At 43.2% G+C, this 25,738-nt stretch carries 26 protein-coding genes and 2 pseudogenes; 12 read left to right on the forward strand and 16 right to left on the reverse strand.

Going from position 1 to position 25,738, the window contains the following annotated elements; genetic code table 11:
• Nucleotides 1-503 precede the first annotated feature (503 nt).
• Nucleotides 504-665: a hypothetical protein gene (locus BJP34_RS44215; protein WP_158517420.1), complete on the reverse strand. Its 162-nt coding sequence runs from the start codon at nt 663-665 to the stop codon at nt 504-506.
• A 385-nt stretch (nt 666-1,050) separates the two neighbouring features.
• Here BJP34_RS44215 and BJP34_RS23590 point away from each other — a divergent pair, with 385 nt between their 5' ends.
• From BJP34_RS23590 to BJP34_RS40730, 5 genes and pseudogenes are all read left to right on the forward strand, one after another.
• Nucleotides 1,051-1,314 carry a hypothetical protein gene (locus BJP34_RS23590; protein ID WP_149031139.1) on the forward strand — a complete coding sequence of 88 codons (264 nt, stop codon included), beginning with the start codon at nt 1,051-1,053 and terminating at the stop codon, nt 1,312-1,314.
• 559 nt (nt 1,315-1,873) lie between these two features.
• Nucleotides 1,874-2,062 carry a hypothetical protein gene (locus BJP34_RS23595; RefSeq protein ID WP_070394444.1) on the forward strand — a complete coding sequence of 63 codons (189 nt, stop codon included), beginning with the start codon at nt 1,874-1,876 and terminating at the stop codon, nt 2,060-2,062.
• A 1,610-nt stretch (nt 2,063-3,672) separates the two neighbouring features.
• On the forward strand, nt 3,673-3,963 hold the full coding sequence (locus tag BJP34_RS23600; protein ID WP_070394445.1) for a hypothetical protein: 291 nt from the start codon (nt 3,673-3,675) through the stop codon (nt 3,961-3,963).
• Nucleotides 3,964-4,350: 387 nt separating this feature from the next.
• A pseudogene (locus BJP34_RS50530) lies at nt 4,351-4,599 on the forward strand (IS4 family transposase); the annotation flags it as partial.
• Between the two features lie 628 nt (nt 4,600-5,227).
• Nucleotides 5,228-5,455 (forward strand): annotated as a pseudogene (locus tag BJP34_RS40730) (IS4 family transposase); the annotation flags it as partial.
• 356 nt (nt 5,456-5,811) lie between these two features.
• Here BJP34_RS40730 and BJP34_RS23615 read toward each other — a convergent pair.
• On the reverse strand, nt 5,812-6,411 hold the full coding sequence (locus BJP34_RS23615; protein ID WP_070394448.1) for a glutathione binding-like protein: 600 nt from the start codon (nt 6,409-6,411) through the stop codon (nt 5,812-5,814).
• Between the two features lie 248 nt (nt 6,412-6,659).
• Here BJP34_RS23615 and BJP34_RS40735 point away from each other — a divergent pair, with 248 nt between their 5' ends.
• Nucleotides 6,660-6,836 (forward strand): alpha/beta hydrolase, encoded by a 177-nt coding sequence (locus BJP34_RS40735; protein WP_149031140.1) that lies wholly within the window; start codon nt 6,660-6,662, stop codon nt 6,834-6,836.
• Here BJP34_RS40735 and trxA read toward each other — a convergent pair.
• The 3 genes from trxA to BJP34_RS23630 all read right to left on the reverse strand — a co-directional run bounded on the left by trxA (nt 6,813) and on the right by BJP34_RS23630 (nt 8,768).
• Nucleotides 6,813-7,160 (reverse strand): thioredoxin, encoded by a 348-nt coding sequence (gene trxA / locus BJP34_RS23620; protein ID WP_070394449.1) that lies wholly within the window; start codon nt 7,158-7,160, stop codon nt 6,813-6,815. The two genes, BJP34_RS40735 and trxA, sit on opposite strands and share 24 nt — an antisense overlap.
• A 265-nt stretch (nt 7,161-7,425) precedes the next feature.
• Nucleotides 7,426-8,082 (reverse strand): peroxiredoxin-like family protein, encoded by a 657-nt coding sequence (locus BJP34_RS23625; protein WP_070394450.1) that lies wholly within the window; start codon nt 8,080-8,082, stop codon nt 7,426-7,428.
• A gap of 104 nt (nt 8,083-8,186) precedes the next feature.
• Nucleotides 8,187-8,768, reverse strand: a complete 582-nt coding sequence (locus BJP34_RS23630; RefSeq protein WP_070394451.1) for a TetR/AcrR family transcriptional regulator — start codon at nt 8,766-8,768, stop codon at nt 8,187-8,189.
• 152 nt (nt 8,769-8,920) lie between these two features.
• Between BJP34_RS23630 and BJP34_RS23635 the strand changes: the two genes are divergently transcribed.
• Nucleotides 8,921-9,781 carry a M15 family metallopeptidase gene (locus tag BJP34_RS23635; protein ID WP_070394452.1) on the forward strand — a complete coding sequence of 287 codons (861 nt, stop codon included), beginning with the start codon at nt 8,921-8,923 and terminating at the stop codon, nt 9,779-9,781.
• A 464-nt stretch (nt 9,782-10,245) separates the two neighbouring features.
• Nucleotides 10,246-10,914 (forward strand): ATP-dependent Zn protease, encoded by a 669-nt coding sequence (locus BJP34_RS23640; protein ID WP_070394453.1) that lies wholly within the window; start codon nt 10,246-10,248, stop codon nt 10,912-10,914.
• A 132-nt stretch (nt 10,915-11,046) separates the two neighbouring features.
• Here BJP34_RS23640 and BJP34_RS23645 read toward each other — a convergent pair whose 3' ends face one another.
• From BJP34_RS23645 to BJP34_RS23675, 7 genes are all read right to left on the reverse strand, one after another.
• Complete coding sequence (locus BJP34_RS23645; protein ID WP_070394454.1) at nt 11,047-11,655, reverse strand: class I SAM-dependent methyltransferase; 609 nt, start codon at nt 11,653-11,655, stop codon at nt 11,047-11,049.
• Between the two features lie 123 nt (nt 11,656-11,778).
• Complete coding sequence (locus tag BJP34_RS23650) at nt 11,779-12,366, reverse strand: Uma2 family endonuclease (protein WP_070394455.1); 588 nt, start codon at nt 12,364-12,366, stop codon at nt 11,779-11,781.
• Nucleotides 12,367-12,647: 281 nt separating this feature from the next.
• Nucleotides 12,648-14,564, reverse strand: coding sequence for a WD40 repeat domain-containing serine/threonine-protein kinase (locus BJP34_RS23655; protein ID WP_070394456.1), 1,917 nt, complete (start codon nt 14,562-14,564; stop codon nt 12,648-12,650).
• 152 nt (nt 14,565-14,716) lie between these two features.
• Nucleotides 14,717-17,362 carry a heavy metal translocating P-type ATPase gene (locus BJP34_RS23660; RefSeq protein WP_070394457.1) on the reverse strand — a complete coding sequence of 882 codons (2,646 nt, stop codon included), beginning with the start codon at nt 17,360-17,362 and terminating at the stop codon, nt 14,717-14,719.
• A gap of 277 nt (nt 17,363-17,639) precedes the next feature.
• On the reverse strand, nt 17,640-18,314 hold the full coding sequence (locus BJP34_RS23665; protein ID WP_070394458.1) for a glutathione S-transferase family protein: 675 nt from the start codon (nt 18,312-18,314) through the stop codon (nt 17,640-17,642).
• A 273-nt stretch (nt 18,315-18,587) separates the two neighbouring features.
• On the reverse strand, nt 18,588-18,926 hold the full coding sequence (locus tag BJP34_RS23670) for a cytochrome P450 (protein WP_070394459.1): 339 nt from the start codon (nt 18,924-18,926) through the stop codon (nt 18,588-18,590).
• Nucleotides 18,927-18,938: 12 nt separating this feature from the next.
• Nucleotides 18,939-20,288 (reverse strand): RNA-guided endonuclease InsQ/TnpB family protein, encoded by a 1,350-nt coding sequence (locus tag BJP34_RS23675; protein WP_193431279.1) that lies wholly within the window; start codon nt 20,286-20,288, stop codon nt 18,939-18,941.
• Between the two features lie 102 nt (nt 20,289-20,390).
• On the opposite strand from BJP34_RS23675, the gene tnpA reads away from it, so the two are divergent.
• The gene (tnpA, locus tag BJP34_RS23680; RefSeq protein WP_193431280.1) at nt 20,391-20,798 is read left to right on the forward strand and encodes an IS200/IS605 family transposase; all 408 of its coding nucleotides are present in this window, start codon (nt 20,391-20,393) and stop codon (nt 20,796-20,798) included.
• On the opposite strand, the gene BJP34_RS23685 is transcribed toward tnpA, so the two are convergent.
• From BJP34_RS23685 to BJP34_RS23695, 3 genes are all read right to left on the reverse strand, one after another.
• A complete protein-coding gene (locus BJP34_RS23685; RefSeq protein WP_229423996.1) occupies nt 20,777-21,322 on the reverse strand; it encodes a cytochrome P450 in 546 nt (181 codons plus the stop codon). The two genes, tnpA and BJP34_RS23685, sit on opposite strands and share 22 nt — an antisense overlap.
• Nucleotides 21,323-21,547: 225 nt before the next feature.
• Nucleotides 21,548-22,870, reverse strand: a complete 1,323-nt coding sequence (locus tag BJP34_RS23690; RefSeq protein WP_229423997.1) for a cytochrome P450 — start codon at nt 22,868-22,870, stop codon at nt 21,548-21,550.
• Nucleotides 22,871-23,135: 265 nt separating this feature from the next.
• On the reverse strand, nt 23,136-23,336 hold the full coding sequence (locus tag BJP34_RS23695; RefSeq protein ID WP_070394463.1) for a hypothetical protein: 201 nt from the start codon (nt 23,334-23,336) through the stop codon (nt 23,136-23,138).
• Nucleotides 23,337-23,459: 123 nt separating this feature from the next.
• Here BJP34_RS23695 and BJP34_RS40740 point away from each other — a divergent pair, with 123 nt between their 5' ends.
• The 3 genes from BJP34_RS40740 (at nt 23,460) to BJP34_RS23710 (ending at nt 25,418) form a co-directional block, all read left to right on the forward strand.
• A complete protein-coding gene (locus tag BJP34_RS40740) occupies nt 23,460-23,810 on the forward strand; it encodes a hypothetical protein (RefSeq protein WP_149031141.1) in 351 nt (116 codons plus the stop codon).
• A 2-nt stretch (nt 23,811-23,812) separates the two neighbouring features.
• On the forward strand, nt 23,813-24,790 hold the full coding sequence (locus BJP34_RS23705; protein ID WP_070394465.1) for a F510_1955 family glycosylhydrolase: 978 nt from the start codon (nt 23,813-23,815) through the stop codon (nt 24,788-24,790).
• 325 nt (nt 24,791-25,115) lie between these two features.
• Nucleotides 25,116-25,418, forward strand: coding sequence for a hypothetical protein (locus tag BJP34_RS23710; RefSeq protein WP_070394466.1), 303 nt, complete (start codon nt 25,116-25,118; stop codon nt 25,416-25,418).
• 137 nt (nt 25,419-25,555) lie between these two features.
• Here BJP34_RS23710 and BJP34_RS49300 read toward each other — a convergent pair whose 3' ends face one another.
• Nucleotides 25,556-25,687 carry an AraC family transcriptional regulator gene (locus tag BJP34_RS49300; RefSeq protein ID WP_149031142.1) on the reverse strand — a complete coding sequence of 44 codons (132 nt, stop codon included), beginning with the start codon at nt 25,685-25,687 and terminating at the stop codon, nt 25,556-25,558.
• Between the last annotated feature and the right edge of the window lie 51 nt (nt 25,688-25,738).

Below are 25,738 nucleotides of genomic sequence, written 5' to 3' on the forward strand. Positions count from 1 at the left end.
TGGCGGCGCTGCCTTCCCAAGACCGCGCTGCATCGCTTCCACGCCTGATGCCCATTTCACAGGTGCGACCCAAGGGCGATTTACTCGCCCTAGGAGGCGCGCACCTACTCTTAAAATCATTTCATTATTAAGCAACGGCAAATTTTTAGCCTGGAAGATTGTGCAAAAAAATATAAGTAATTTGGCAACAGATACAAACCAAAACCCAAAAAACAAACCCCCAACAAGTGCCACTGGGGAAGTAAGCTACTTGCTGGGGTTCAAACTGAAACAGCAACCGCATTCGGGTTCAAAGAGCAAAAAAAATGCGACCTTTCCGCGTGGGTGGTGCCACGGGTTACGAGAACGATATCCTGGGCAGGATTGTAGATCAATTTATCGAGGCGAACCGAATGCCGGTAGGATGGATCAAAACGCACATGATTTTTTAGAACGGTCTGTGGTATAGTCAATCCATCCTCCCTCCCAATCATCAATCATTTTTTTTTCTTTTTTTCATCTTCTCACTTCTTCCACCAATTATCACTATGTGCACCACCCATGATGGATTCTAGTTCTGAGATTTTGAGTTTGGTTAGGTTGGTTTGTGGTGCAGATTCTAGTTCTCCGGTTTTGTGGTTCGGTTCTAATTTTTTCGGTTTTATTTTGTTGAGGTTGTTATTCATTTTTGATTGATAATCTTTTTAAAGATACCACCAAAAAGATACCAGAAATAATGTCTTTGGTTTATTAAGATACCAGAAAAGATACCAGAAATATTTATGAAGATACCATAAAGATACCAGAAATATTTGTCCTACCGATGTCGTAATTCCCACAAGCGCAAAGATACCAGAAATATTTGTCCTACCGATGTCGTAATTCCCACAAGCGCCCAAGGTCATATCCAGGAGCTGGACTAACCAAGGCAAACCACAAACCACAATGACAAAACAGTGGTGAAGTTGCATCCCCGGAAAAGAAACCTGCCTTGGTGAGGGAACTGCAAACACTCACCATCGCCGAACTAGATGCGATCGCTGGGGCTGGACTAGCCCATAGGCAACCACAATGAAACGATGGTTAGGTTTGCCATACGAGCGCGAATTGCCAACACAACACATGGATCGCCGACCGACTGAACAACGTTACTCTGAAGCAGAAGCCCTATGTGATCAAACCATTAACGATTTACCTAACTCTCAACAAGGCTGCATCATCCAGGTAAGCTGGCCAAACCGCCTCGCCTTAATTCATGAAGCCCAGTCTCGCTACCAGGAAGCCCTGACCGCAGTGCATTCGGCCTCACGGGGTGACAACAAAGCTCAAACCTAGATATAGCAAGTATTATACCCATGAGGTACAAATCTCTGGGTTTTAGGGACTGAGGCCGTAGGCCACGCTACGCGAACGGAGCAGGGACTGAGGCCGTTGGCCACGCTACGCGAACGGAGCAGGGAGCAGGGACTTAGGAAGAGGGAAGAGGGAAGAGGGAAAAAATAATGTGTACCTCATAGCTATGATAAACGCTAGAGGTGGAACGGTTAATGGTTAATGGTTATGGTGTTGGTTAAAATGAGCGCATCGGAGTCATTTGTATTTGCCAGCAATTGAAGCAATTTTCACGCATACTTCGTCAATGATAGTTTTAATCAATCCATCCCGCCAGGGCAATTTTCACGCTTCACCTAAAACCTAAAACCTAACCCCTGTAAGATTTTCAATTAGCTTGTCATACCCTGAGATGATCTGATGAAGATAGTGAATCCAATCTGTACCGTTGTGGCAGTTTCAAAACTGCCCTACTGATCAGTGTAGGAAGTATGTCTTAGCTATACACTGATCAGTGTAGGAAGTATGTCTTAGCTGAATTACTAACTCAAAGGTGATTTAAATGGCTAGAATCAAAATAGAAAAACTGACCGAGAAATCAACCAAAGACTCATCAGGAAGGGGTAACACCTTATTGGCCTTGACTGACGACGAGTTAACCAAGGTGTGCGGCGGTTTAGGGAAAAAGTTTATACTTGACGGCAATAGTAATCTTGATTCGCTAAATGCAAATGTGCCGACTCCTGATTGATTGACAAAACCCTTGAAATGCTGATTCTCTCGTAGGTTGGGTTAGCGATAGCGTAACGAACACGAAAGCTTGGCGTTGCTGATTCTGGGTATGGTCAAGCCCCCCTAGCCCCCCAAATTTGGGGGGAACAAGACTTTCAAAGTCCCCCAAGCGAGCAATCCCTCGCTTGGGGGATTTAGGGGGCTTGACCAAAACCAGATGATCCCGCATTCATTCCTTAATTCAGCAACGCCAAAGCTTGACGCTTTGTTGGGTTTCGTTACCTCAACCCAACCTACCCGATGATCTTTTGTCAGGTTCATGTAGGGTGGGCAGTGCACCAGACAGATAATGAAGCTTGCAAACCGCGTTGGTAGGCACTGCCCCTGACGGGGTGACAAACAGCCTTAAAAGCTTTACGGGGTGACCGGGTGTGGGGTGATGGGTGTAGGGGAAGATTTTGAGCTGGCGGAGTGGCGACGGGACGGTTAAATCAGCTATATGAGCGATTGTTATCGCGCTTACTCACTCCAAATTCCCTGTCAGCCATGCAAAGCGCGAGTGGGGGAAACCCCCGCATGAAGGCGCTGCATCGCTTCTATTTTCCCCACACCCGGTCACCCCACACCCCATACCCTGTCTAGTTTTTAGCCTTGTTGTCACCCCCTCAGGCACTGCCCACCCTACGATTAATCACAATGGTGCAAGATCTCAGTAATACTCATCGCTCGACTCAGTCCCATCCCGCATTTTTAACATTAGAAGCGGAGAAGATTGTGCGATAAACTATAAGGAATTTGGCAACAGGTACAAACCCAAACCCAAAAAACAAACCCCCAACAAGTGCCACATAGGAAGCAAGCTACTTGCTGGGGTTAAAACTGAACCACATCACCGTTCAAAGAGCAAAAAAAATGCTCACTCACCGCGTCCGCGTCCGGCGTGCGGTTGTAATCGAGGATGATACCCTGGGTAGGGTTGTACAAATTTATCTTAAAAGGCAAATGACCTTTTATAACGGTCTGTGGTATAATCTTACTATCCAGCACCACTAAATTACCATTACCTTACTACTAATAACATCCTCTACACTTCCTCATTTTAACACTCCTAAACACATCAAACAAAAAAAAACAAAAACATCAAAAAACATTCAAAACCCAACCAAAACCTCAGAAGCTTAAACCCATGAGCCCTGCACTTCCGCCACTTATGGATTCCAGTTCACCCTGTGTAAGTTGTTGCAATTGTTTTTTTTGTTTGGTAGGAATTGGATTTGACTGATTTTTGTTTGCACTCTTGGGGTTGTTATTGGGGTTGCTCTTCATTGTTTTTTTGTTGAACGTTTACCTTTTGATTTAAATTAAATTTAAATCAAAAACTATTTTATTGTCATCAGTAATTCCCGAATTAAAAAACTATTTTATTCTCATCAGTAATTACCCGGACTTTTAATTATTAAAGTGATTACCCGGACTTTTAATTATTTAAAATATACCTTCGTGTCGGATTTCATCCACGGCCTAAATGTGCGTGGCTTTCATCCTCTTGTCTGTTTTTGTTAAAAAACTAAAAACTGAGTTTTATAATGAATATTATGTGTATAAACTGTAAGTGAAGTGTGATATAATATGACCGAAAAAGCCCTGAGGGAACTTGCCTCAATCCTCAATCCCACCGCCGACATCCCCGAAGGAGAAACCCCGCTGTTAATTGCTGTGGATGCAGTGGGCAAAGCCTTGGGGATAACCATTCATCCTCCCGCTAAATCAGAGAATGCCCATACCCTAGATGCGATCGCACGGGCTTCCGGTTTCCGCACCCGTCGAGTCACCCTCACGGCTAACTGGTGGAAAACAGATTGTGGTCCCCTGCTGGCTTTTACTAAGGAAGAAAACCAATCTGAGAGTTTAGAGGGTTGAGGTTTGGAGGGAGTAATTGGCTGAGTTGCGGGTTGCTGAGATGGCCAATTATTTCTTTTTAACTTCATCGTCTCAGCTTGGTTTCATTTTTTTTAATGTGTTGAACTACTGTTCATTAGTTATTTATCATTATCTAATATAGCAAGTCTTATACCCATGAGGTACAAATCTCTGGTTTTTAGGGAGCAGGGAGCAGGGAGCAGGGAGCAGGGAGCAGGGAAGAGGGAAGAGGGAAGAGGGAAGAGGGAAGAGGGAAGAGGGAAGAGGGAAGAGGGAAGAGGGAAGAGGGAAGAGGGAAGAGGGAAGAGGGAAGAGGGAAGAGGGAAGAGGGAAGAGGGAAGAGAGAAAAAATCATGTGTACCTCATAGCTATGAGAAACGCTATAAATTACCAAAAGACGGTGTAGGAGTAATGGATAGAGGATTGGCTGGATTAAATTTTATTTAAAAATTAGTGCAAGCCGATAAATATTTTGTTTGGCGAATTAATAATAATTGGAAGTTAGAGTTTGATTCAGAAACAGAACTAATAAAAATTGGTTCATCAAAAGATGCAAAAGCTTATAGAGTGATTAATTTTTGTGATTTAGAAACGAAAACTGAATTTCGGTTAGTCACCAATTTACCAAGTCATGGAAATGGAGACGAAACCTTAGAATAGTGGAGCCTTTATGGTTGGTCGGCTATGGGAAAAGGGTTAAAACTGTTGTTATAAGGCGACCCTATTCTTACGGTAACTTTAAGAAGCAGTTAAGGATGATGATATTAGGGATATTTATCGATTAAGATGGGGAGTTGAATTGTTGCGGTGCGACCCCGGTCGGGTTTTCTCACAAGGGTAGGTTTTTTACATTTGGGTCTTGCCCCACCCCCAACCCCCGACCGGTCGGGGGCGGATCACAAGGAGAGGAAAAGGAAAACAACGAATAAATGATGATTGAAGAGCGATGCAGCTTCGGAACAGGGGGTTTCCCCCGGAGACAAAACCTTAGACAGTGGAGCCTTTATGGTTGGTAGGCTATGCAGAAAAGGGGGAAAACTTATTGATTAGCGTGATTTGCGCGGTCTTGGGGGTTTCCCCCAAGACCGTAATGGTGCTTTTTCCGCATTAAGAATTAAATTCGCCACGGGTCGCACCTCTGCATCGCTTTCTTATCCCCTACACCCTACACCCCACCCCCTACACCCCACACCTCACGTCTTTGTTAAAAACCTACCCCTGTGAGGGTCGGGTTTCCCGACCTAGGGAAAGCGCACCAAGACAATGGAAATTTTTAAAGATGCACCTAAAGTTGGATAGGTTGATCACCAAAAATATTAATGGTATTGCCATACAAATTTATGCAAGTCTCATTGCTTATCTGATTTTACAAGTTGTCTATATTCCTAAAGAATGGGGTTAAAAAATATTAGATAAATTTCGCTATTTACAAGCCTGTATGTGTCAAAAAATAAGTTATGTGCATTGGATGGAAGATATTATGAAATGTTGACAATTGGATCATTGATAGGACAATTATATCTCTATATGTAAAGTTTTATTACGACATTCAACATTTCTGGACTTTATGGTGGGTTACCCAAAGGAAAAACTGCCCGTCCTACTGCTGAAAGAATTCTGGGTGCGTTCAAGGAAATTACCTTGGTAGTAATTGAGGGAAAAAATGAAGTTTATACCCATTTGACTGCTCTTTCTCCTTTACAGCAGCGTCTTCTTGTTCTACTTGGGTTTTCAACTACTATTTATACTCAACTTTATGGTCAATCTTTTACTCCTGAGTAGCCTTTCTTATAACTCCCGAAAAAATGGGCAAACCGGGAGTTTCAACTTTCAACTTTCAACAAACCTTCAAACTGCCATGCCCCGTTCCACAGCAGGTCGCTGCTGCATTGTCTCGACCCAGCGTTTGAGGTGGGGATGGTTATCTAGGGTTACTCCCAAATACTCATAGGCAGCTACCCAAGGATAGGTAGCTATGTCGGCAATGGAGTAATCTCCAACAATGAATTCCTGTTTTGCTAATTGCTGATCTAAGACACCAAACAGACGTAGGGTTTCTTTTTCATAGCGATCGATAGCATAGGGAATCTGTTCTGGGGCAGAGCGTCGGAAGTGACTCAGTTGACCAAACATTGGTCCAACGCTTGCCATCTGGAACATTAGCCATTCAATCACTTGTATTCTTGCTGCTGTATCGGTTGGCAATAACTTGGCTGTCTTTTCTGCTAAATAAATTAGGATTGCTCCTGACTCGAAAACTTTGATACCAGTATCCTGGTCAATGATAGCAGGAATTTTACTATTGGGATTGATTGCTACATATTCGGGAGTAAACTGTTCTCCCTTGGTTATGTCAATTTTGTGAACGGTGTAGGGAAGTCCTACTTCTTCGAGCATGATAGCAGGTTTCCGTCCGTTAGGTGTGGAAAAGGTATATAGGTCAATCATGATTATTTTATAGCAACTCTCAATTGGGTGATGGACTTTATTTATGGGTTTTAGGGAGTAGGGAGTAGGGAGTAGGGAGTAGGGAGTAGGGAGTAGGGAGTAGGGAGTAGGGAGTAGTGATCATAACTTCAATTTACCTGATAAGTATACTCAACATTATGAACAACAAAGTTATCCAAATTACTTCCTGATTTCCTCCCTATTTAAATCTAATTAATTGCAAAAAAAATACTTTTTTAATTAAATTAATGGGTAATGGGCAATCAGCGATTCCCAATATTTTTTTACCGATTACCGATTACCGATTACCCATTACCGATTACCGATTACCGATTACCCATTACCGATTACCCATTACCCATTACCCATTACCCATTTTCATAGAATCCTATGTTACCTCCTTAAACAGAAATGAGATTAGTTAGGGCATTAATTTTTTCAACCAGAGTAGGTTTCCGCACAAGACCTTCAAACCGTTCAACTACTTTACCTTGGTTGAAAAACAATAGGGAAGGAATTGCTTCAATGTGATACTGGCTGGCGAGTTGTTCGTAGTCATCAACATTTAATTTGCCTACTTTGACAACTCCATCAAATTCTGTAGCTAATTCAGAGACGATTGGATTCATTACCCGACAAGGACCACACCATGGTGCCCAAAAATCTACTATGACTGGAATGGAGCTGTTGAGGACTTCGGTTTCAAAGTTATCGTAAGTTAGGGTTATATATTTGGCTGTTTCTGACATAGTTCAATTTCTCCTAAACTAGGAATGACTGTTGACTGTTGACTGAAATATTGATGAATTCAGCATTATTAATTTGCTGGATGAAGAGGGTGTATCTCATATTTGCTGTTTGACGCGGTGGTGCGTTACGGGCAGCAACCTAACAAGGCGCGAAGAGGTGGAAAATGAGTGCTAGCCCGCCCCTAACGCACCCTACACAACAAGGTGCTGGTAGTGTCGTAAGCATTCAGCCGTCAGCTAATGCTTACGATTTTTGTTGAGCTACTTATACGGCTACAGCCAGGGTTTGTAATGCGCTGACAATCTCTTCTGGGTCAAGTCGCTTGGTGTAATCTAGGTCAACGAAGGCATGGGTGATGATTCCATGGGGATTAATCACATAGGTGGCGGCAATGGGTAATTCAAAGGTTTCATCGCCGTTGTGGGCAGGTAAATCAATGCCAAAGCTTTGGTAAACTGGTCGGAGTTCTTCTGGTACGGTGAAGACTAGACCAAACTCTTTGGCAATCTTATTCCCAACATCGCTGAGTACTTCAAAGGTTAGGTGGTTTTTTTCTGTAGTGGATAGGGAATTATCGGGAGTTTGAGGGGAAATAGCAACTAGGGTTGCACCTAATTTCTGCATTTCTGGTAAGAATTGCTGCAAGGCTCGTAATTCTAGGTTGCAGTAAGGACACCACTGACCCCGGTAGAAGGAAATGACTACGGCTCCGGTGGCTAGTAGGTCTTGCAATTCTACCAGTTTACCGACGGCATTAGGCAGGGTAAAGTTAGGGGCTTTGTCGCCAACATTGAGGCTATTGTCTACAATGCCAGACTTAGCGAGGTCTTCTCCTGCTTTTGCCATGATGGCTTTGGCTTCTTCTGATTGCTGAGCGCGAAGCTGGGTATTTAGATTAATCAAGTCTTGGGTTAAGGTCATGATTTCCTGCTGGTTAGGTTATATTTGAACAATCGTTCCAATTAAGAGCAAAAAAAATTACTCTGTGAATTTACTCTGTCAATTTACTCTCTGAATTTACTGTCTCAATCGAGAACGGAAAGTATTACCTTGACAATAGCTCTTAGGGTTTCTGGGTCTGGGTTGACTTTGGAGATAACCCGCAACCCTTGTATACTACTGGTGAAATATTGGGCTAATGCCTGAAGGTCATGGTTGGTTGTGATTTCCCCTTGCTCCCTTGCTGTGGATAAGGCTTTTTTAAAAGCGTTTTCCACTGAGCGCAAATTAGCTGCAATCCGGGATAAGGTCTGTGGATCGTGGGGACACAGTTCAACAGCGGTGTTGGTGAGCAAGCAGCCTCGATGGTCTTTATCGTCTACAGCCCCTTCGATGAGGTTGTAGAAAAAGTCGATAATGGCTTGCTTTGAGGCTGTGGGGGCTTCTAGGGATGCGATCGCATTTTTAACACAAGTATCATTGTAATGAGCGATCGCAGCCAGGAATAGGGAACGTTTGTCACCAAAGGTGTCGTATAGACTGCCTCGGTTAATCCCCATGGTTTTGACCAAGTCCTGCATTGAGGTTCCTTCATAGCCATAAAGCCAAAAGGTTTCCATGGCTTTTTCTAGAACATCTTCTGGGTCAAAGGTTTTGTGCCTTGCCATCACCGTTGCTTAACTCGTATGTTTACTATAACAATTCTGGAACGATTGGTCAAGTAATCCAGTTGATTCCCTGACACTGCTGGGATTTTGAGTAACGATAAGTATGTCATAAATAAATGTAATAATTTGGATGTCAGTGCAGGAGTGGACTATTGAATAACGCAGGTCTCCCGGGCGAACCAGCAAACCTTTCTGAGGTAACAGAGGTAGTAGTAGATGATATTCCCGAGGCAGTAAGGGATAGACAAGATATCAAACCCCGGTCTCGTTGGCAGGTCACCTTACTAATTATTGGACTATTAGCAATAGGAGGAATCGCCTTTAGCCTGATTCCAATGGAACCAACTCCTGAAGCTCAGTCGAAGTCTGGTGAAGCAACATCGACTCAAAGTCAGACAGAAGCTAGTTCACAGAGTCCCCAAGGGAGTCTAAACACTAGGGGGAATGATGGTGATAACATTCTGGGACACTTAGCCTACTCTGAAGTGCTAAGCTCACAACTGCAACCAATTACCCGTGATGGCCGGATTAAACTGGAGGCTGCAGCAGCTCGGAAATACAAAGCAATGGCAGCCGCAGCCAGGAGACAGGGGGTAATCCTAGTGCCAATTTCCGGCTTCCGTTCGGTGGACCAGCAAAAGTACCTGTTTTTTCAAGTCAAGGAACAGCGAGGACAGGTGGCTAGTAAACGGGCTGAAGTCAGTGCTCCCCCTGGCTACAGTGAGCATCACACTGGTTATGCGATTGATATTGGGGATGCCATGGCACCAGCTACCAACGTGAATCCTGAGTTTGAGAATACGGCAGCCTTTAAGTGGTTGGAAAAGAATGCGGCTTTCTACAGCTTTGAGTTGTCTTTTCCTAAAGACAATCCCCAAGGAATTAGTTATGAGCCTTGGCACTGGAGATTTGTGGGAGATACCAAGAGCTTGGAAACGTTCTACAAAGGTAAGAAACCTACTCCTGCTCCTTCTCCTCCATCGGAAACACCAAAGTTTGAGGACGAAGTATGAAGGTTGTCTGTCAGAATGTAGAATTAAGAATTAAGAATTAAGAATGTATAATTAAGAATTAAGAATTAAGAATTCTACATTCTTAATTCCAAAAAGTTGTTCGCCTTTGGCGTTCTTTGTAGGCTAGGTTAGCTGGTTGAATGGGATCGGGTGGCATTTTTTCCAAGGTTTAAATATGAAGTATGAAAGGCTTGGATACTTGTATCCACAGTAAAAATTTCAATTAATAATTAAAAAATTCTCTCATCATGTTTATATAAAGATGAGAGAAAAAAAATGTTCATAAATAGATAGTAGGTAATATTCCTAATATTTATCGCTTTCCTGTTCCCTACTCCCTATACCCAGATCCGCTGTTCCCTGTTCCCAGATCCGCTGTTCCCTGTTCCCTATTCCCTACTATTTACAATTGTTCAAACAAACATGATATAACTAACAATGAACGAACAAGTAACCAAGAACAAATGCAACAAATTGCGCTGAATTTAATTGCTATTGGTGTTTTTGGCATGACCCTTTCGGTTTTGCTAGGACCACTGTTGAATATTTCTCCAGCAATCCCTGCGGTAACTACTTTTGGTGTCTTGAGTCTTGTTACTCTAGATGGCTTCAGCTTCCAAGGCAAAGGGTTAACGCTGCTGTTAGATGTATTGGCGAGTACGAATCCTGAACATCGCGGACGAATAATTCGCCATGAAGCGGGTCATTTTATGGTGGCTTACTTACTTGGTATTCCAATCACTGGTTACACCTTAAGTGCTTGGGAAGCTTTGAAGCAGGGACAACTGGGTAATGGTGGTGTGACCTTTGATACTGAAGCACTATCGGCTAAGGCTTCTAATCTTCGGGAAATGCGATTAACCTTAGATCGATTTTGCACGGTTTGGATGGCAGGCATTGCTGCGGAAACTATAGTCTATGAGAATGTTGAGGGAGGAGCAGAAGACTGCGACAAACTCCGAGATGCTTTGGAAGGGTTAGGTTTTTCTGCTAGTGAGTACTCAGTGAAAGCACGATGGGCTGAGCGTCAAGCCACTAGTATGATTACTGAACACTGGGAATCTTATGAAGCACTGGTGGCTGCTATGGAAAAACGGGCATCTGTGGCAGAGTGCTGTGAGGTGATTCATTAACTATAGCGCTTTAGTTAGGGAGTAGGGAGTAGGGAGTAGGGAGTAGGGAATCGGGAATCGGGAGTCGGGAATCGGGAGTTGGGAAAGAGAAGGAGGTGTGGGAGGTGTGGGAGGTGTCGAGAGAGATAATACTTATTCAGGTTTTTGAAAGATACTTAGCAGAACGGATCCGAGGAGATGGTGATGCCCTAAGCATGACAAACCTGCTACCTGGCCAAATTCTTCCCGTTGCTGTCGGCTATAAAAACGAATCTGGTTAGGAGAAATTGGTAAAGACTTTTTTGGTTTTATAACAGTATAGTCTACTAGGTAATAATGTCCTTTGGGTTCCAATACCCGGCTAACTTCTGAGAAAACTTGTTGAGGATTTAGGTAGTGTAAAAAGCTGATGGTATTAAAGACTGCTTCAAATTCCCTGTCAGCAAAGGGAAGAGATTCAGCATTGCCTTTTCTATAGATTATGCGCTGCCGATGCTGGTTTTTTTGTCGGGCTTGAGTGAGCATTTTAGTAGATAAATCTACCCCAGTGCCTCGAAGATTGGGAAACTCTTGAGCAAGACGATTCAGTAAACGACCTGTACCACAGCCAAGGTCTAATACATTGGGCTGATCTGTGAATTCTACAAACTCTAACAGTCGTTTATGGAGTGCCTGGTAAAATACTGTGGTGAACAGGATGTCGTAGTTTGGTGCCCACAGATCAAAGAACTTTTCTTTTGTGCTAAAAAAATTACTAGTCATTATCAAGGTTGACAGTTTAAGGTTGTTTGGTTGAAGGTTGTTTGGTTGAAGGTTGTTTGGTTTAGGGTAGCTTGACTATTTAAATAGTACAGAAGGTAGCAATTTTAATAATGAATCAAAAAATCAATCTTGAGTAAGTTGAAAATTTACCCCCTCGTAAATATCTGGAAAAGAAACGCTTAACTCTAAGGAATTTAGAGAAATAACGGAATTTTCTGATTCATACTCAGTGAACTGCCATTGATTGGTAGCAGTTTTATTATATTGCAGTAGACGATACTCACTTTGTTCGATTAGAATATATTCTTTGAACTCTGAGATGGAACGATAGTATAAAAACTTATCACCTTGGTCATAGTTTTTAGTAGAGTTTGATAAAACTTCGACAATTAACATCGGGTTCGTTACTGTAGTTGTTCCCTTACCTGTGTAAACCGGTTCACCCTGAATCACCATAACATCTGGATAGGTATACTGACGGTAACGAGGTATCCACAAACGCACATCACCAATGTAAACTTTGTACTCTTTTCCCTTTAATCCAAGTTTGAAAAGGGTAGCAATATTAAGGGCAATTTGATTATGATTGGTAGTGCCACCAGTGATTGGTATAATTTCTCCATCCCGATATTCACTCTTGTATTCTGCTGTTTCTTCTAGTTTTAAATAGTCTTCTGGAGAATAATATTTGGGTTCAGATATTAGTTGCATTGGTATTTAAAATTTGCTTTTGTTATTCTGTTTACCGTAAGTATATATAGCAGTTATTATACCCATGAAGTACAAATATATGGGTTTTAGGGAGCAGGGAGCAGGTAAGAGTAAAAAAATATCTGTACCTCATAGCTATGATAAACGCTATAATTATTAGATCTTAATCATCGGATTGCCTGTTGCCTTTTGCCTTTTCTATTTTGCCTGTTGCCTATTGCCTGTTGCCTTTTGCCTTTTGCCTTTTCTATTTTGCCTGTTACCTGAAGCAAGCTAGGTAATTAGCGCCAAATCTTGATGGTGTTGTCGAAACTACCACTGGCAAGAGTTCTGTTATTCGGACCAAAAGCAAGAGCATGAATGGTGTCTGAATGACCGTTGAGAGTGCCAATTTCTTGAGTTGTATCAACATCCCATAGCTTTATAGTAGTATCTGCACTACCACTAGCGAGTATTTTTCCACTACGGTCAAATGCGATCGCATAAACACAACCATTATGTCCGTTGAGGGTGGTAATTTCCTGGGCAGTGCGAATATCCCAAAGCTTAATAGTACCGTCAGCACTAGCACTGGCTAGGGTCTGTCCATTGGGAGTGAAAGCGATCGCAAGCACCTGGTCTGAATGCCCTTCAAAGGTGTGCATTTCTTGACCACTTAAGGCACTCCACAGCTTGATGGTAGCGTCAGCACTACCACTAGCAAGGATTTTTCCATCTGGTCTAAAGGTTACTGAATGAATCAATGATGAATGTCCGGTCAGAGTAGTGAGCTGCGTAAGGGTACGAACATCCCAAAGCTTAATGGTGCCATCACTACTGCCACTGGCAAGGTGGTATCCTTGGGGATGAAAGGCAATGGAATTAACCTCACCGGAATGCCCTGTGAAGGTGAACATCTCTTTACCAGTACGGACATTCCAGAGTTTGATGGTGTGGTCAGCGCTACCACTGGCAAGACTCCTGCCTTTAGGACTAAATGCTACAGCACGTACTTCAGCGGAATGCTTAGAAAACCAACCTCCAAAGGTCAGGATTTCCCAGGCTGTGTTCAACTCCCACAATTTGATAGTTTTGTCCCTACACCCACTGGCTAGGGTACGTCCATCAGGGCTAAAGGCTACAGAGTAAATTTCATCGGAATGACCATTGAGAGTGGTTGCTGCAAAAACGATAATCTTGGGATTAGGTCTTGCTGGCTGAGAGTTGCTTGTTACATTAGTTTTACCAGTGGATTGGGGAGTTCGTTGATTACGGTGGAATGGTTCCCAGGTAAGACCAGCTTCCCTGTCTTGGGTGATTCCTAAATCGTCCATCACTGCGATCGCGGATTGATACCTGAGCTTGATGGAACTCTGAATCATTTTGTCGAGAATCCGACTCAATTGTCTACTGACGGGATTATTGACCAAAAAATCCCGCCAGACAAAGCCATTTTCCATCGGATCGTATAAATTAAATGGCTGAGTTTGGGTCAACAAATGAATGCAGGTGACTCCTAAACTATAGATATCACTGGCAAATACTGCTTTACCAAAGATTTGTTCGGGAGCCGCATAACCAGCACTACCAATAGTTGTGCCAGTTTTGGCTAAGGTAGTGCGTGTGGCATACTTTGCTGCACCAAAATCTACCAATACCAGGTCTGGGGGAGTGATAACTCCAAAGCCAGCACTGGGGCGGAGGATACGACGACGAATGATATTCTCTGGCTTGATATCTCGATGAATCACCTTACCTTGGTGGATAAAGTCCACCACTGGTAACAACTGACTCAGGAGTCTACGAATCTGACCTTCTCGGAATGGTCCAGTTGCTGCCAACTCTTGAGCTAAATTTTGCCCATGGATAAATTCCTGCACAATGTACCAGTGATGATCTTGTTCAAAATGGGCGAAGAGTTCAGGAATCTGGGGGTGTTTGCCCAACTGTTCTAAGCGCAACGCTTCCTGGTGAAATAATCGAGCAGCTCTGGTAAGATTATTGTTACCTTGGGGGTAAAATTGCTTAATAACACAGTAGGATTTAGACGCTTTTCCCTCGTCGATGGCCAAAAGCGTTCTGCCAAAGCCTCCTGCTCCAATCAGCTTAAGAGCGCGGTATTGCTGTCCTAACAATAGTTTAGTGCCGCAAGTTTGGCAAAACTTGTTGCGATCAGGATTGTAAGGCTTAGGGCAGTTGGGATTGAGACAGTAGCTCACGGAAACAACTGGTTAAATTATTTCTATTGTTTCAGAGACTGTTTCTTAAACTTTGCTTAAATCCAAGGGTAGGGTGGGTTAGGCGGCGAATACTCTAAAAGCTCACCTTTTAACCGACCTATCCGCCGTAACCCAGCAATAACAGTCTCTCATCACCCAGAAATAGGTTTAAAATTCCGTAATCGCAACGCATTAGTTACCACAGATACTGAACTAAATGCCATCGCTGCACCAGCAATAATGGGATTGAGTAACCAGCCAAAGATCGGGAATAACACACCAGCCGCAATTGGAATTCCTAGTACATTGTAGATAAAAGCAAAAAAGAGGTTAGTGCGAATCGTGCGGAAGGTAGCACGACTTAGTTGAATGGCTGTAATGATGCCTTGTAAATCTCCCGAGATTAGGGTAAGGTCAGAGGCTGCGATCGCAACATCAGTACCTGTACCAATCGCAATTCCCACGTCTGCTTGAGCCAGAGCTGGGGCATCATTAATCCCATCCCCTACCATTGCTACAGTTTTGCCTTCTGTTTGGATAGTGGAGATCATGCTAGCTTTTTGATCTGGTCGGACTTGAGCAAATACCCGATGGATGCCAACCTCGTTTGCGATCGCATCGGCAGTTTGTTGATTATCTCCCGTTAGCATTACTACCTCTAATCCCAACCGCTTCAAGGATTTCACCACCTCAGCTGAAGCGGGTTTGAGAGCATCAGCAATGCCCAAAATCCCCTCAACTTTACCATCAACTGCGATCCAAACTACCGTCTTACTACTCGCCTCCCAATCCCCCTGATAGTCTGCTAAAGACCGATTCGGTTGCACCTTACAGCCGTTTTCATATGAATTGACCTCACTACCACCAGCTGCAAGCCCCCTAAATCCCCCAATTCTGGGGGACTTTAACTCAATTTCCCCCCATAATTGGGGGGCTAGGGGGGCGAAACTTGCTGTCACATCTGTGTCAATCCCTAATTCTTCCATCCATCGTTTTGTCCCAATCTGCACCAATCTCTTGCCCTTACAGCCGTTTTCAGATGAATTGACCTCACTACCACCAGCTGCAAGCCCCCTAAATCCCCCAATTATGGGGGACTTTAACTCAATTTCCCCCCATAATTGGGGGGCTAGGGGGGCGAAACTTGCTGTAAGCCCACCCCCTGCTGGTTCGGAAGATAAGAGGGGATGATCGTTATCAACAATTGCCTGTACCCCACTACCCGCAACAGCAGTAAAATTCTCTGGTGTTGGTAACTGGAATCCTATTCCCTGAGATTTAGCATAGCGCACCACTGCTTCAGCTAAGGGATGTTCCGAATGACTCTCCACCACTGCCGCTAGTTGCAGCAAGTTGATTTCATTGCTGCTGGTGAAGCTGCCCAGTTCTGACGAGGAGTCATAGATGCCTCCAACTGTAATAAAATCCGTTACCGTAGGTTTCCCTTCCGTTAGGGTTCCGGTTTTATCTAGCACGATAGTTTGCAGTTGATGAATCAATTCCAGACTCTCGGCATTCTTAATTAAAATCCCGTTTTCTGCACCTTTACCCGTCCCTACCATCACTGCGGTTGGAGTAGCTAGACCTAAAGCACAGGGACAAGCAATTACTAACACTGCCACCATATTAATCATTGCTAGGGTAGGATTTCCTGTGGTCATCCACCAAACCCCAAAGGTGACCATTGCGATCGCAATCACTACCGGCACAAACCAACCTGTCACCTGATCCGCTAAGGTTTCAATCGGTGCTTTAGACCCTTGAGCCTGGTGTACTAACTTAACAATCTGTGCCAGTACGGTATCTTTTCCTACCCGAGTCGCCTGGAACTGGAAGCTACCGGTTTTATTAATTGTTGCTCCAATCACTTCATCCCCCGGCTGTTTCTTGACTGCAACACTTTCTCCTGTGACCATGGCTTCATCCACACTAGAAGCCCCTTCCATCACTATGCCGTCTACCGGAATAGTTTCTCCTGGACGCACTAATACCACATCCCCAACTTGCACCTGGGCCAAGGGAATATCCTGGGCTTGACCATGGCGAATCACACGAGCGGTTTTAGCTTGTAATCCCATCAACTTACGAATTGCTTGAGATGTCTGTCCTTTAGCACGGTGTTCTAGCAATCGCCCTAGCAAAATCAGGGTAATCACTACAGCAGTGGTTTCATAGTACACAGGGAGAGTTACCCCTTGGGGTAGGAAAGATTTCAAAACAACCGGGGGCAACACTGTGGGAAACAGAGAATAGACATAAGCAGCACTAGTCCCAAGGGTGACTAGGGTATTCATATCTGCTGTTTTGTGTTTCCAGGCTTTCCATGCTCCAGTCAAAAATGACTGTCCACACCAAAACAGAACCGGTGTGGTTAATACCAGCTGTAGCCAAGGGTGATGTAACCAAGATGGAATCCAGGGGATAGATAATCCTGTCATCATCGGTAGTGAACCAATCACTAAGACAGTACTAAGGACAGCACCGACAATGAATTTTCGTTTTAGGTCAAGGGTTTCGGCTTGACGTTGCCATTCGAGATCATCAGGCTGATCACTGATATCCTCGATCGGGAAAGCTTGGTAGCCAGCATCACTCACTACCTGTTGAATCAGTTTGGTTAGTTGCTGGTTAGTTTTGTGGGGTTTAGTTGGCTCGGTATTGTAGGTAATACTAGCTTCTTCTGTACCAAAATTGACCCTGCACTCTACTACACCTGGAACCCTTTGAATCAGGGTTTCTATGCGTCTGGCACAAGCAGCGCAGCTCATTCCTTGTAAACGAAAGTTTTGTTGTTTCATGATTTATCCTCACCCTATGGTTAAAGGATAAACGCTCTAGTTTAGTGGAGAGTCAAGGGGATGAGTTTTAGTGCTTAGTGAGGGAACAGCGGATCTGGGAACAGCGGATCTGGGAATATGGCATCAAAAATTATTACAATTCATTGAGGTATAGCACTACGCATTAAGGTGTTTGACATTGATAAAATCAGCAAAAGTTGACTAAAAAAACTTTTGCCTCTTGCCTCTTGCCTCTTGCCTTGCCCATAGCGCTATAATAGCCTATCGCAATCTGAGTTTACTGTGTCTTCTTTCCCCGCTTTATTTCACGATTACCCAGCCATACCAGAACTTTTATTCGCCGCTTGAATTGTTTAAAATCCTCTGGACTCAATTCTGTCTTCTGCCATGATTCCCGTTGCATCAAGCCCTTAAACCACTGATCGAGGTTAGGGTAATCACTAAGATTGATACCTAACTTAACTAATAACGATATCTCTGTTCCAGCAACAATATCTCCTAAGGTTAAGTGGTCCGAAGCAAAGTAAGGGCTGTTACCTAGTAAGTCGGATAAAAATTTCAGTACTGTATCTATCTTCTGCTTGGCTTTTGTAAATTGTGGTGAATCTTCCTTTTCACAAAGTAGTTGAACTACTGGCCGAAATAGCTCATTAATAGTTAACATTTGTACCATGCGTACCTTGGCTAAGGTATCTGGTGAACTTGGCAGCAGTGGAGGTGTGGGATATTTGGCTTCCAAGTAGTCCATAATTGCCAATGATTCTACTAACCGCAAACCGTCATCTTCAAGAACTGGAATGTGATGAAAGGGGTTAATTTCTAAAAAATCTGGTTGAAATTGATCGCCATCTAATTTAAGTAATACTGTTTCAAAGGTAAGGTTTTTTTCTAGTAATGTGAGCCAGACACGACGAACATTTGGGGAGAGGGGATTGTAGTAGAATTTGAGCATCGATTATTTATCCTGAAGTTTACCTTTGAAGTTTAGCTTAATTTTACCGAAAAAAATGGTTGCGGTTGCTTCTTAAAAGCAAAGGTTAGTTCTGAACATTATTTGATATTATTTAAACTCAAACAAATAGCTAGTGGAAAGGTATAGAAACTAAGAGACTAACTACACTCTTAGTTTCTTCACCTATCCTACAAAGGTTATAGATATAGAGCGTGCTCAGGCAAACTTTGGTAACTCCTATTAGTTTGGCTTTTCCTAGAGTAGCTTATCTACTTAAGAGCCTACTCTACGGCTAAACTTAACCTTAAGTCCATCTCTGGGATGGGGAGTTGGCATTACCACCATTTTTAAATCTTGATCTGGCAATAATGTCCAGTCATAATCCCGGAGCAATTGAGCTGCAAAAATCCTCATTTCTAATTTGGCAAACTCCCTGCCTAAACATTCCCGTAAACCACCTCCAAAGGGGATATATCCAAAGGTTTTTTGTTTATCTTCTTTCCTCTCTGGGCTAAACCGATCTGGGTCAAAGCGTTGATGATATTGATAAATTTCCTCATTGTTGTGGGTTTCGGTAATTTGGCACAGTACAGTCCAACCTTGAGGAATCAAGTAACCGATGAACTACCCCGCCCTGTTGAGGGACGGGGTTTCAGCAGACCCGTCCTTAGAGCGTGATTTTTGACGCTTCATCTTCCCTAGTTGCTTCATCGATCCAGTATGCTTACTGGTCTTTGAAGTAGAGCTAGGGAATCCACGTTTATCGAGGTCATTTCCGTACCCCGGCTGATTACCTAGTGCTGCGTTGTACATCACCATTGTGCTGGTTTTGTCCCGTGAAAGCCGAAATCCGCACTCATCACAAACGTGATAACGATTGGAGAGATTAGCCCAGTCTTTATGAACTTTTCCACACTTTGGGCAACGTTGTGATGGCTTTAATTGCTTGGTGGGCAGTTGAAGTACTATCCCACCTTTTAGCTCAATTTTGTAGGACAGCATCTTGTTAAGAGAACCAAAACCAACATCAAGAATGGATTTGTTCAACCCAGCCTTTTGTTTTTTGCGCTTTGACCCTTTCTTTGCCTTACGGGTCATCCCTTTCGTGTTTAGCTTTTCAGTTACACCGATGTCATAACGACTAACTAAATCTGATGTAACTTTGTGCTGCCAGTCTTTTCTCTGATTGCAAATTTTGCGTTTAATTTGAGATTCTCGTCTATTGGCTTTTTTCCAACGACTTGATGGCTTTACTCGCTGTTTACGATTAGGAGCGCGTTTTCTGCGTTTATCTTTGCCAGCAGCTTTCAATAATGGTTCTAAAGTACGAGTAAAACGCTGATTTTTGATTTCGTTGAACTCGGAACCATCAAAAGTAGTAATAGCTGTCTCTGTTCCCAAGTCATAAGCCACAACCGACTCATAACTTAAGTCTGATTCAGACCCATACTTGGGTTCGGGTACATCCACTTTTACGGTGATCGACGCAAACCATTGATTTAGTCGCGGTTTGTAAACAACGGTCAAAGTGGTTGGTTTTCCCCAATGTTTGGCTTTACCTCGCATCCTGATCTGGGTTTTTAAGTCATTTAGCACTAGAGTTCCATGTTTTCCATTGCTGTCAACTTTCCATCCAGAAGTGCTGGGGTAAGTCCAACCAGAATAATCCCTGATAGACTTAAATCTTGGGAACTTTCTTAATCCCTTTAAAAAGCTGTTGTAAGCTAAATCTACCCGTTTAACGGTCGCTTGTAATGAGGTACTGTAAAGACCTTTATACTCAGGCCAACACTCTTTGTATGCTGGCAAAATATTCTGTTGCTCAAGGTAGTTGACACTTTTTCGATTCACCTTCCATTCATAGCGGCGGTGAGCTAGACAGGCATTGTACAGAAGTTGGTGTAACGAACGGGCATAAAATAGCTTAGCTTTTTGTGACTCAGTTGGATACAGTCGAAATGTCTGTATTAGCATCAAAACAGTAATCTAAATCCCTTGTTTTAAATCAGTCGATTTTTATTCTAGAATCAACATAACACGGATAAACGGAACTGACAAGGGATACCCAGAATTATTATGAGGAAAGGCTCTCACGTGGTTTTTTCTATTCACCTGCATATTGTCTTTGTGACAAAATACCGTCGCCAGGTGTTTACTAAAACGATGTTAGATCGCATGGCTCAAGTATTCACGAGAGTATTGGAGCCAAACAAATGTAAATTAGAAGAATTCAACGGTGAACCAGATCATGTTCACTTGATGGTAAGTTTTCATCCCGACAATAACTTATCTGATTTAATCGCATCCCTGAAATCCGCTAGTAGCAGAATTCTCAGGAAAGAATTCAAAGAAGATATCAGTAAGCATTATTGGGGAGAAAAAGCGAAATTATGGCATGACTCTAAATGTATAGTTTCTTGTGGCGGAGCACCTTTAGAGAAAGTCAAGCAATATATCGAAAATCAATCAGGCGGACGCAATTGAGGGGTCGAAATTCCCCATTTGTTAAATAGTTGAGCCAGAGGGGTTTGGGAACCTGCATCAGTTCCCATCAGCAAGGTACTAGCGATCTCAAAGGTATAGTCCTGCAGTTGAGGATACCAGGTTAAAGTTCCCATCTGTTCCCATTTCTGGAGATAATTGCTAGTAATGTTGGCCATAGTGGGAAGATAACTAGCTAATGCTCTCGGTTGAAACGCCTGGGACATTAACTTACGGCGCTTTTGGTGGAAAACTCCCGTTTGGTTGGCCAGTGAGGCGGCTCCAAGTAAGATTTGCGTGCTTTTGGGCCAGATAGAAGCAACATACTGATTTTCATTCGTAAACAGAAATTGATTCGCTTCTGCAGTATTCATCGTCACCGCAGGACTACCAAAAATGTGGGTTTTGTAGATGCGCCCATACTTGTCTAACCGCTTTTTGTGGAAATTTCGATCCGTTAAAAAGCTGATGGTCTCACCGATAATGGGTAAACAGACGTTACCAGGGGGCAATGGAAGCGAACACATATCTTGAGTAGTGGTTTCCATGGAAATAAGCAAGCTGCAGGGTCAATGCTTATTATCCCTTGCCTGACCCACTGATCGAGGAAGCCCTAAGATCAAGTCCAGTTGAATACCCATAATAAAAGTGTATCGCGCGGCATTTGGCACCCAGCCCTACTGCTCCCAGGAGGGGAAGTGCAGCTATGCTGTTTATGGGGGCGTTTCCCCCACTCGCGCTTTGCATCAAGACTAAGAGCCTACTCTACGGCTAAACTTAACCTTCAGTCCATCCCGGGGATGGGGAGTTGGACTCACCACCATTTCTAAATCTTGACCTGGCACTAATGTCCAGTCATAATCCCGGAGCAATTGAGCCGCAAAAATCTTCATTTCTAATTTGGCAAACTCCCTGCCTAAACATTCCCATAAACCGCCACCAAAGGGGATATATCCAAAGGTTTTGTGTTTATCTTCTGTCCTATCTGGACTAAACCGATCTGGGTCAAAGCGTTGATGATCTTGATAAATTTCTCCATTGTTGTGGGTTTCGGTAATTTGGCACAGTACAGTCCAACCTTGAGGAATCAAGTAACCTTCAAATTCAAAAGACTGAATAACCTTCCGAAACAGACCACTAACCGGAGGAATTATGCGCAGCACTTCTTTGAGCACTTGCTCTAGATACGTCATCTGCTTGAGCTGTTCGATGGTTAGGGGTTCTGAACCAGAAAACTGCTGTTGTTCAGCACGGAGATGGGCAAGAACATCTGGATGCTGGGCTGTCAACAGACAAAAGGATGCGATCGCAGAGGTTAAGGTGTCGTAACCTGCCCACAACAACAGAAGCACGTGGTCTTTGATTTCATCCAAACTTAAGGAATTCCCCTCGTCATCCCGGGCTTGTAAAAATAATCCTAAGGCGTCCTGCTCTCCGGAATTTTTCTGTTGCTGTCGCTGTCGGACAATGGTTTCGATATGGCTCAGCAATCCTTGACGAGCACGCAATGCTTTACCAAACTTTGTCCAAGGTAGAGATATCGGCATAGTGAACAATCCCTCAGAAAAGTTCTTAAATAGTTGAGCCAGAGGGGTTTGGGAACCTGCATCAGTTCCCATCAGCAAGGTACTAGCGATATCAAAGGTATAGTCCCGCAGTTCAGGATACCAGGTTAAGGTTCCCATCTCTTCCCATTTCTGGAGATAATTGCTAGTAATGTTGGCCATAGTGGGAAGATAACTAGCTAATGCTCTCGGTTGAAACGCCTGGTACATTAATTTGCGGCGCTTCTGGTGGACAACTCCTGTTTGGTTGACCCGTGAGGCAGTTCCAAGTAAAGTTTGCGTGCTTTTGGGCGAGATAGCAGCAACATACTTATTTTCATTCGTAAACAGAAATTGATTCGCTTCTGCAGTAGTCATCGTCACCGTAGTACTACCAAAAATGTGGGTTTTGTAGATGCGCCCATACTTGTCTAACCGCTTTTTGTGGAAATTTCGATCCGTTAAAAAGCTGATCGTTTCACCGATAATGGGTAAACAGACATTACCAGGGGGCAATGGAAGCGATTGCATATCTTGAGTAGTGGTTTCCATGGAAATAGGCAAGCTGCAGGGTCAAGACCTATTATCTCGTGCTTGATCCAGGGTAAACCCATCTTATGTTGAAATCCCTACTGGAAGGGAACAGGGAACAGGGAACAGGGAACAGGGAATATGGCATCAAAATTCTCTCAATTCCTACACGGATTGCTATATAACTCTTGTGCTAGATCTAGGGCTGTCTTGATGTCACCACTCCTGACGCAAAACTATTCAATCATGGAGTTATACACTAGAATTATTCATCAAGGTGCTGCCTAATCTCTTCGATTGAGATACCTGCACCAGGTTTGACATTAGCGGAACGTTCATCAATAAAATTCATCAGTTCCAGATTCTGACGAGTTAGTATAATTTCCTCGTCAAAATCTTCTTCCTCACCAATCTCAAACACTTGAGCATTGATATTTTCCTCAACTGTGACGACTGGCCTATCCATTGTTTTATAAACAAAAATTAACCGATCTTCAGCACTTTAAATTGTAGTACAAAAGAACACAGAAAGGGTGAGCCCTACCAAGATAAATGAGTAAAAATACTTATCAAACCAGAGTTTGAGGTTATGTCGAACTCTGGTAATCAGTTATACTACAGTAGGTACAATCAAGCTAACCCTGAAAACAACTCCTTTGCTTGCCCACACCGAAAATTCTCACCAACAACCATAGCTAAACAAACCCCAGGAGCAGCAACTACGCAATCATCATCAAACCGGCTTGGTCTAGAATCTGTATCAGTACCAATAACTCCTCCTGTGGCAACCGCTACAGTTTCCGAAGCAGCAACAGTGGATAGTAAAACGTTAACTACCAGATTTGAAATTACCAGTCCACTCCTTGGATTGGCAGAATTCATCTTAGGATTACTGGTGGTAGGGCCACTTGTACCCGCTTCAATCAAGCAATTGATGTAGAGATGAATGTAGAGATAAACGATATGGTTAAAAATTGGTTTATTTACAGTATTGTCGCTATTACGGTGATGGGTTGTCAACCCACCACAATTAAAACCAATATCACTCAGTCAACCATAACCGGAGTGACCAATGATGTCACTAAGAATAACGTTATTCTTAGTGATGCTCCTGAGAAGTGGTGGCAGAAAACTAATATTCACGCTATGGCTGTTAGTCCAGAGAATCCGGAAATCCTCTACGTAGCCACCCATCATGGTTTACTCCAGCGTTCTGAGGCAGGGAAATGGCTGCAAGTTGGCAAAACTCGTTCTAATTTCACCAGCTTTGTGGCTCATCCCAAGGATAGCGGACGCTTGTATGCTAGCTTACATCCACCATCAGGAGGCAAGCTCGGTTTTCTGACTAGCTACAATCAAGGGCAACATTGGCAGCTCCAATCCCTGCTCGGAGTACACTTTCTGACGTTAGCGATCGCACCAGCTAATCCCAAAGTAATTTATGGATGGGCGGTTTCTGGAAAACAAGGGTTGTTGGGTTCAAAAGATGGTGGCAAAACCTGGAATCAATTACCAGGGCAGGGACTGGAGGATATTCCCCATAACTTAGTAGTTGACCCGCGCAATCCTGAGCACCTATTTGCCGCTACAACTCTGGGATTATTTGAGAGTAGGGATGGTGGGAAAAGCTGGATTTTAGTCCCCAATTCTCAAGAGTCCCTCGTTGCTAGTCTGGCTCTGAAATCCGAAGCAGAAAAGACAGTAATTTATGGATTTCACATTCTTTCAGAAGACTCCGGAGGATTCTTTAAAAGTACCGATGGGGGTAAGACTTGGGAAGCCATAAGCTCAGAAACAGGAGACTTATTTTTGTATATGGCGATCGCCCCGTCTAATCCCGAATTCTTATACGCTGCTAATGATAAGAATGGGATATTACAATCCAAAGATAGCGGCAAAACTTGGCAACCATTATTCTAATACTATTCCCATATAAAAGGGAGTAGGGAGTAGGGAGTAGGGAGTAGGGAGTAGGGAATCAACAATTATCACAATTAATTTAGGTACCCTATAGAATTTATCTTACTATTATAAGACTATAATATAGCGTTGTTCATAGCTATGATGTACACATTATTTTTACCTATTGCCTCTTGCCTATTGCCTCTTGCCTATTGCCTATTGCCTATTGCCTATTGCCTATTGCCTATTGCCTATTGCCTCTTGCCTATTCCCTGATCCCTGCTCCCTGCTCCCTACAACCCAGATTTTTGTACTTAAAGTGCCCTGAGAATTGATAATTACTATGGCTATAAATAGATTCCGTTTACGTCAATTGCACGCTTGGTTTGCCCCAATTATGGTATTGCCAGTGTTGTTGACTGTGATTACAGGTTCCTTGTTTCAGGTGGCAGTTCTTACTGATAAAAGTAGTGAATTTATTTGGCTTTTGGATCTGCACAAAGGAAAATTTGGTGCCATTAACTTACAAATGATTTATCCCTTTCTCAATGCCTTTGGTTTATTAACCTTGGCAATTACAGGTATTTCTATGTGGTTCCAGACTCGGCGACGGATTATAGGGCAGCGCTCACGAAATAGGGAATGAAAACCCTATAGTGTAACGATAAATTTTATAATGTTGGTGCTTTAATTAAAAATTAAGTTAATCATAAATTACAAAAAAAAAGCGGTCATAAACAAATTCATTCAGTTAACTAACATAACAATTATCATAATCCTTAACTAAACAGGATTTTTTACCACTCCCCCCACTCCCCACATTCTTACTCCGACTCCCGACTCCCGACTCCCGACTCCCGACTCCCGACTCCCGACTCCCGACTCCCGACTCCCGACTCCCGACTCCCGACTCACTCAGTAGTCAGTAGCCGCTAAATCTTATCAATTGTACCAATGCTGGTAAGG

This window comes from Moorena producens PAL-8-15-08-1 (genome assembly GCF_001767235.1).
Classification (GTDB): domain Bacteria; phylum Cyanobacteriota; class Cyanobacteriia; order Cyanobacteriales; family Coleofasciculaceae; genus Moorena; species Moorena producens_A.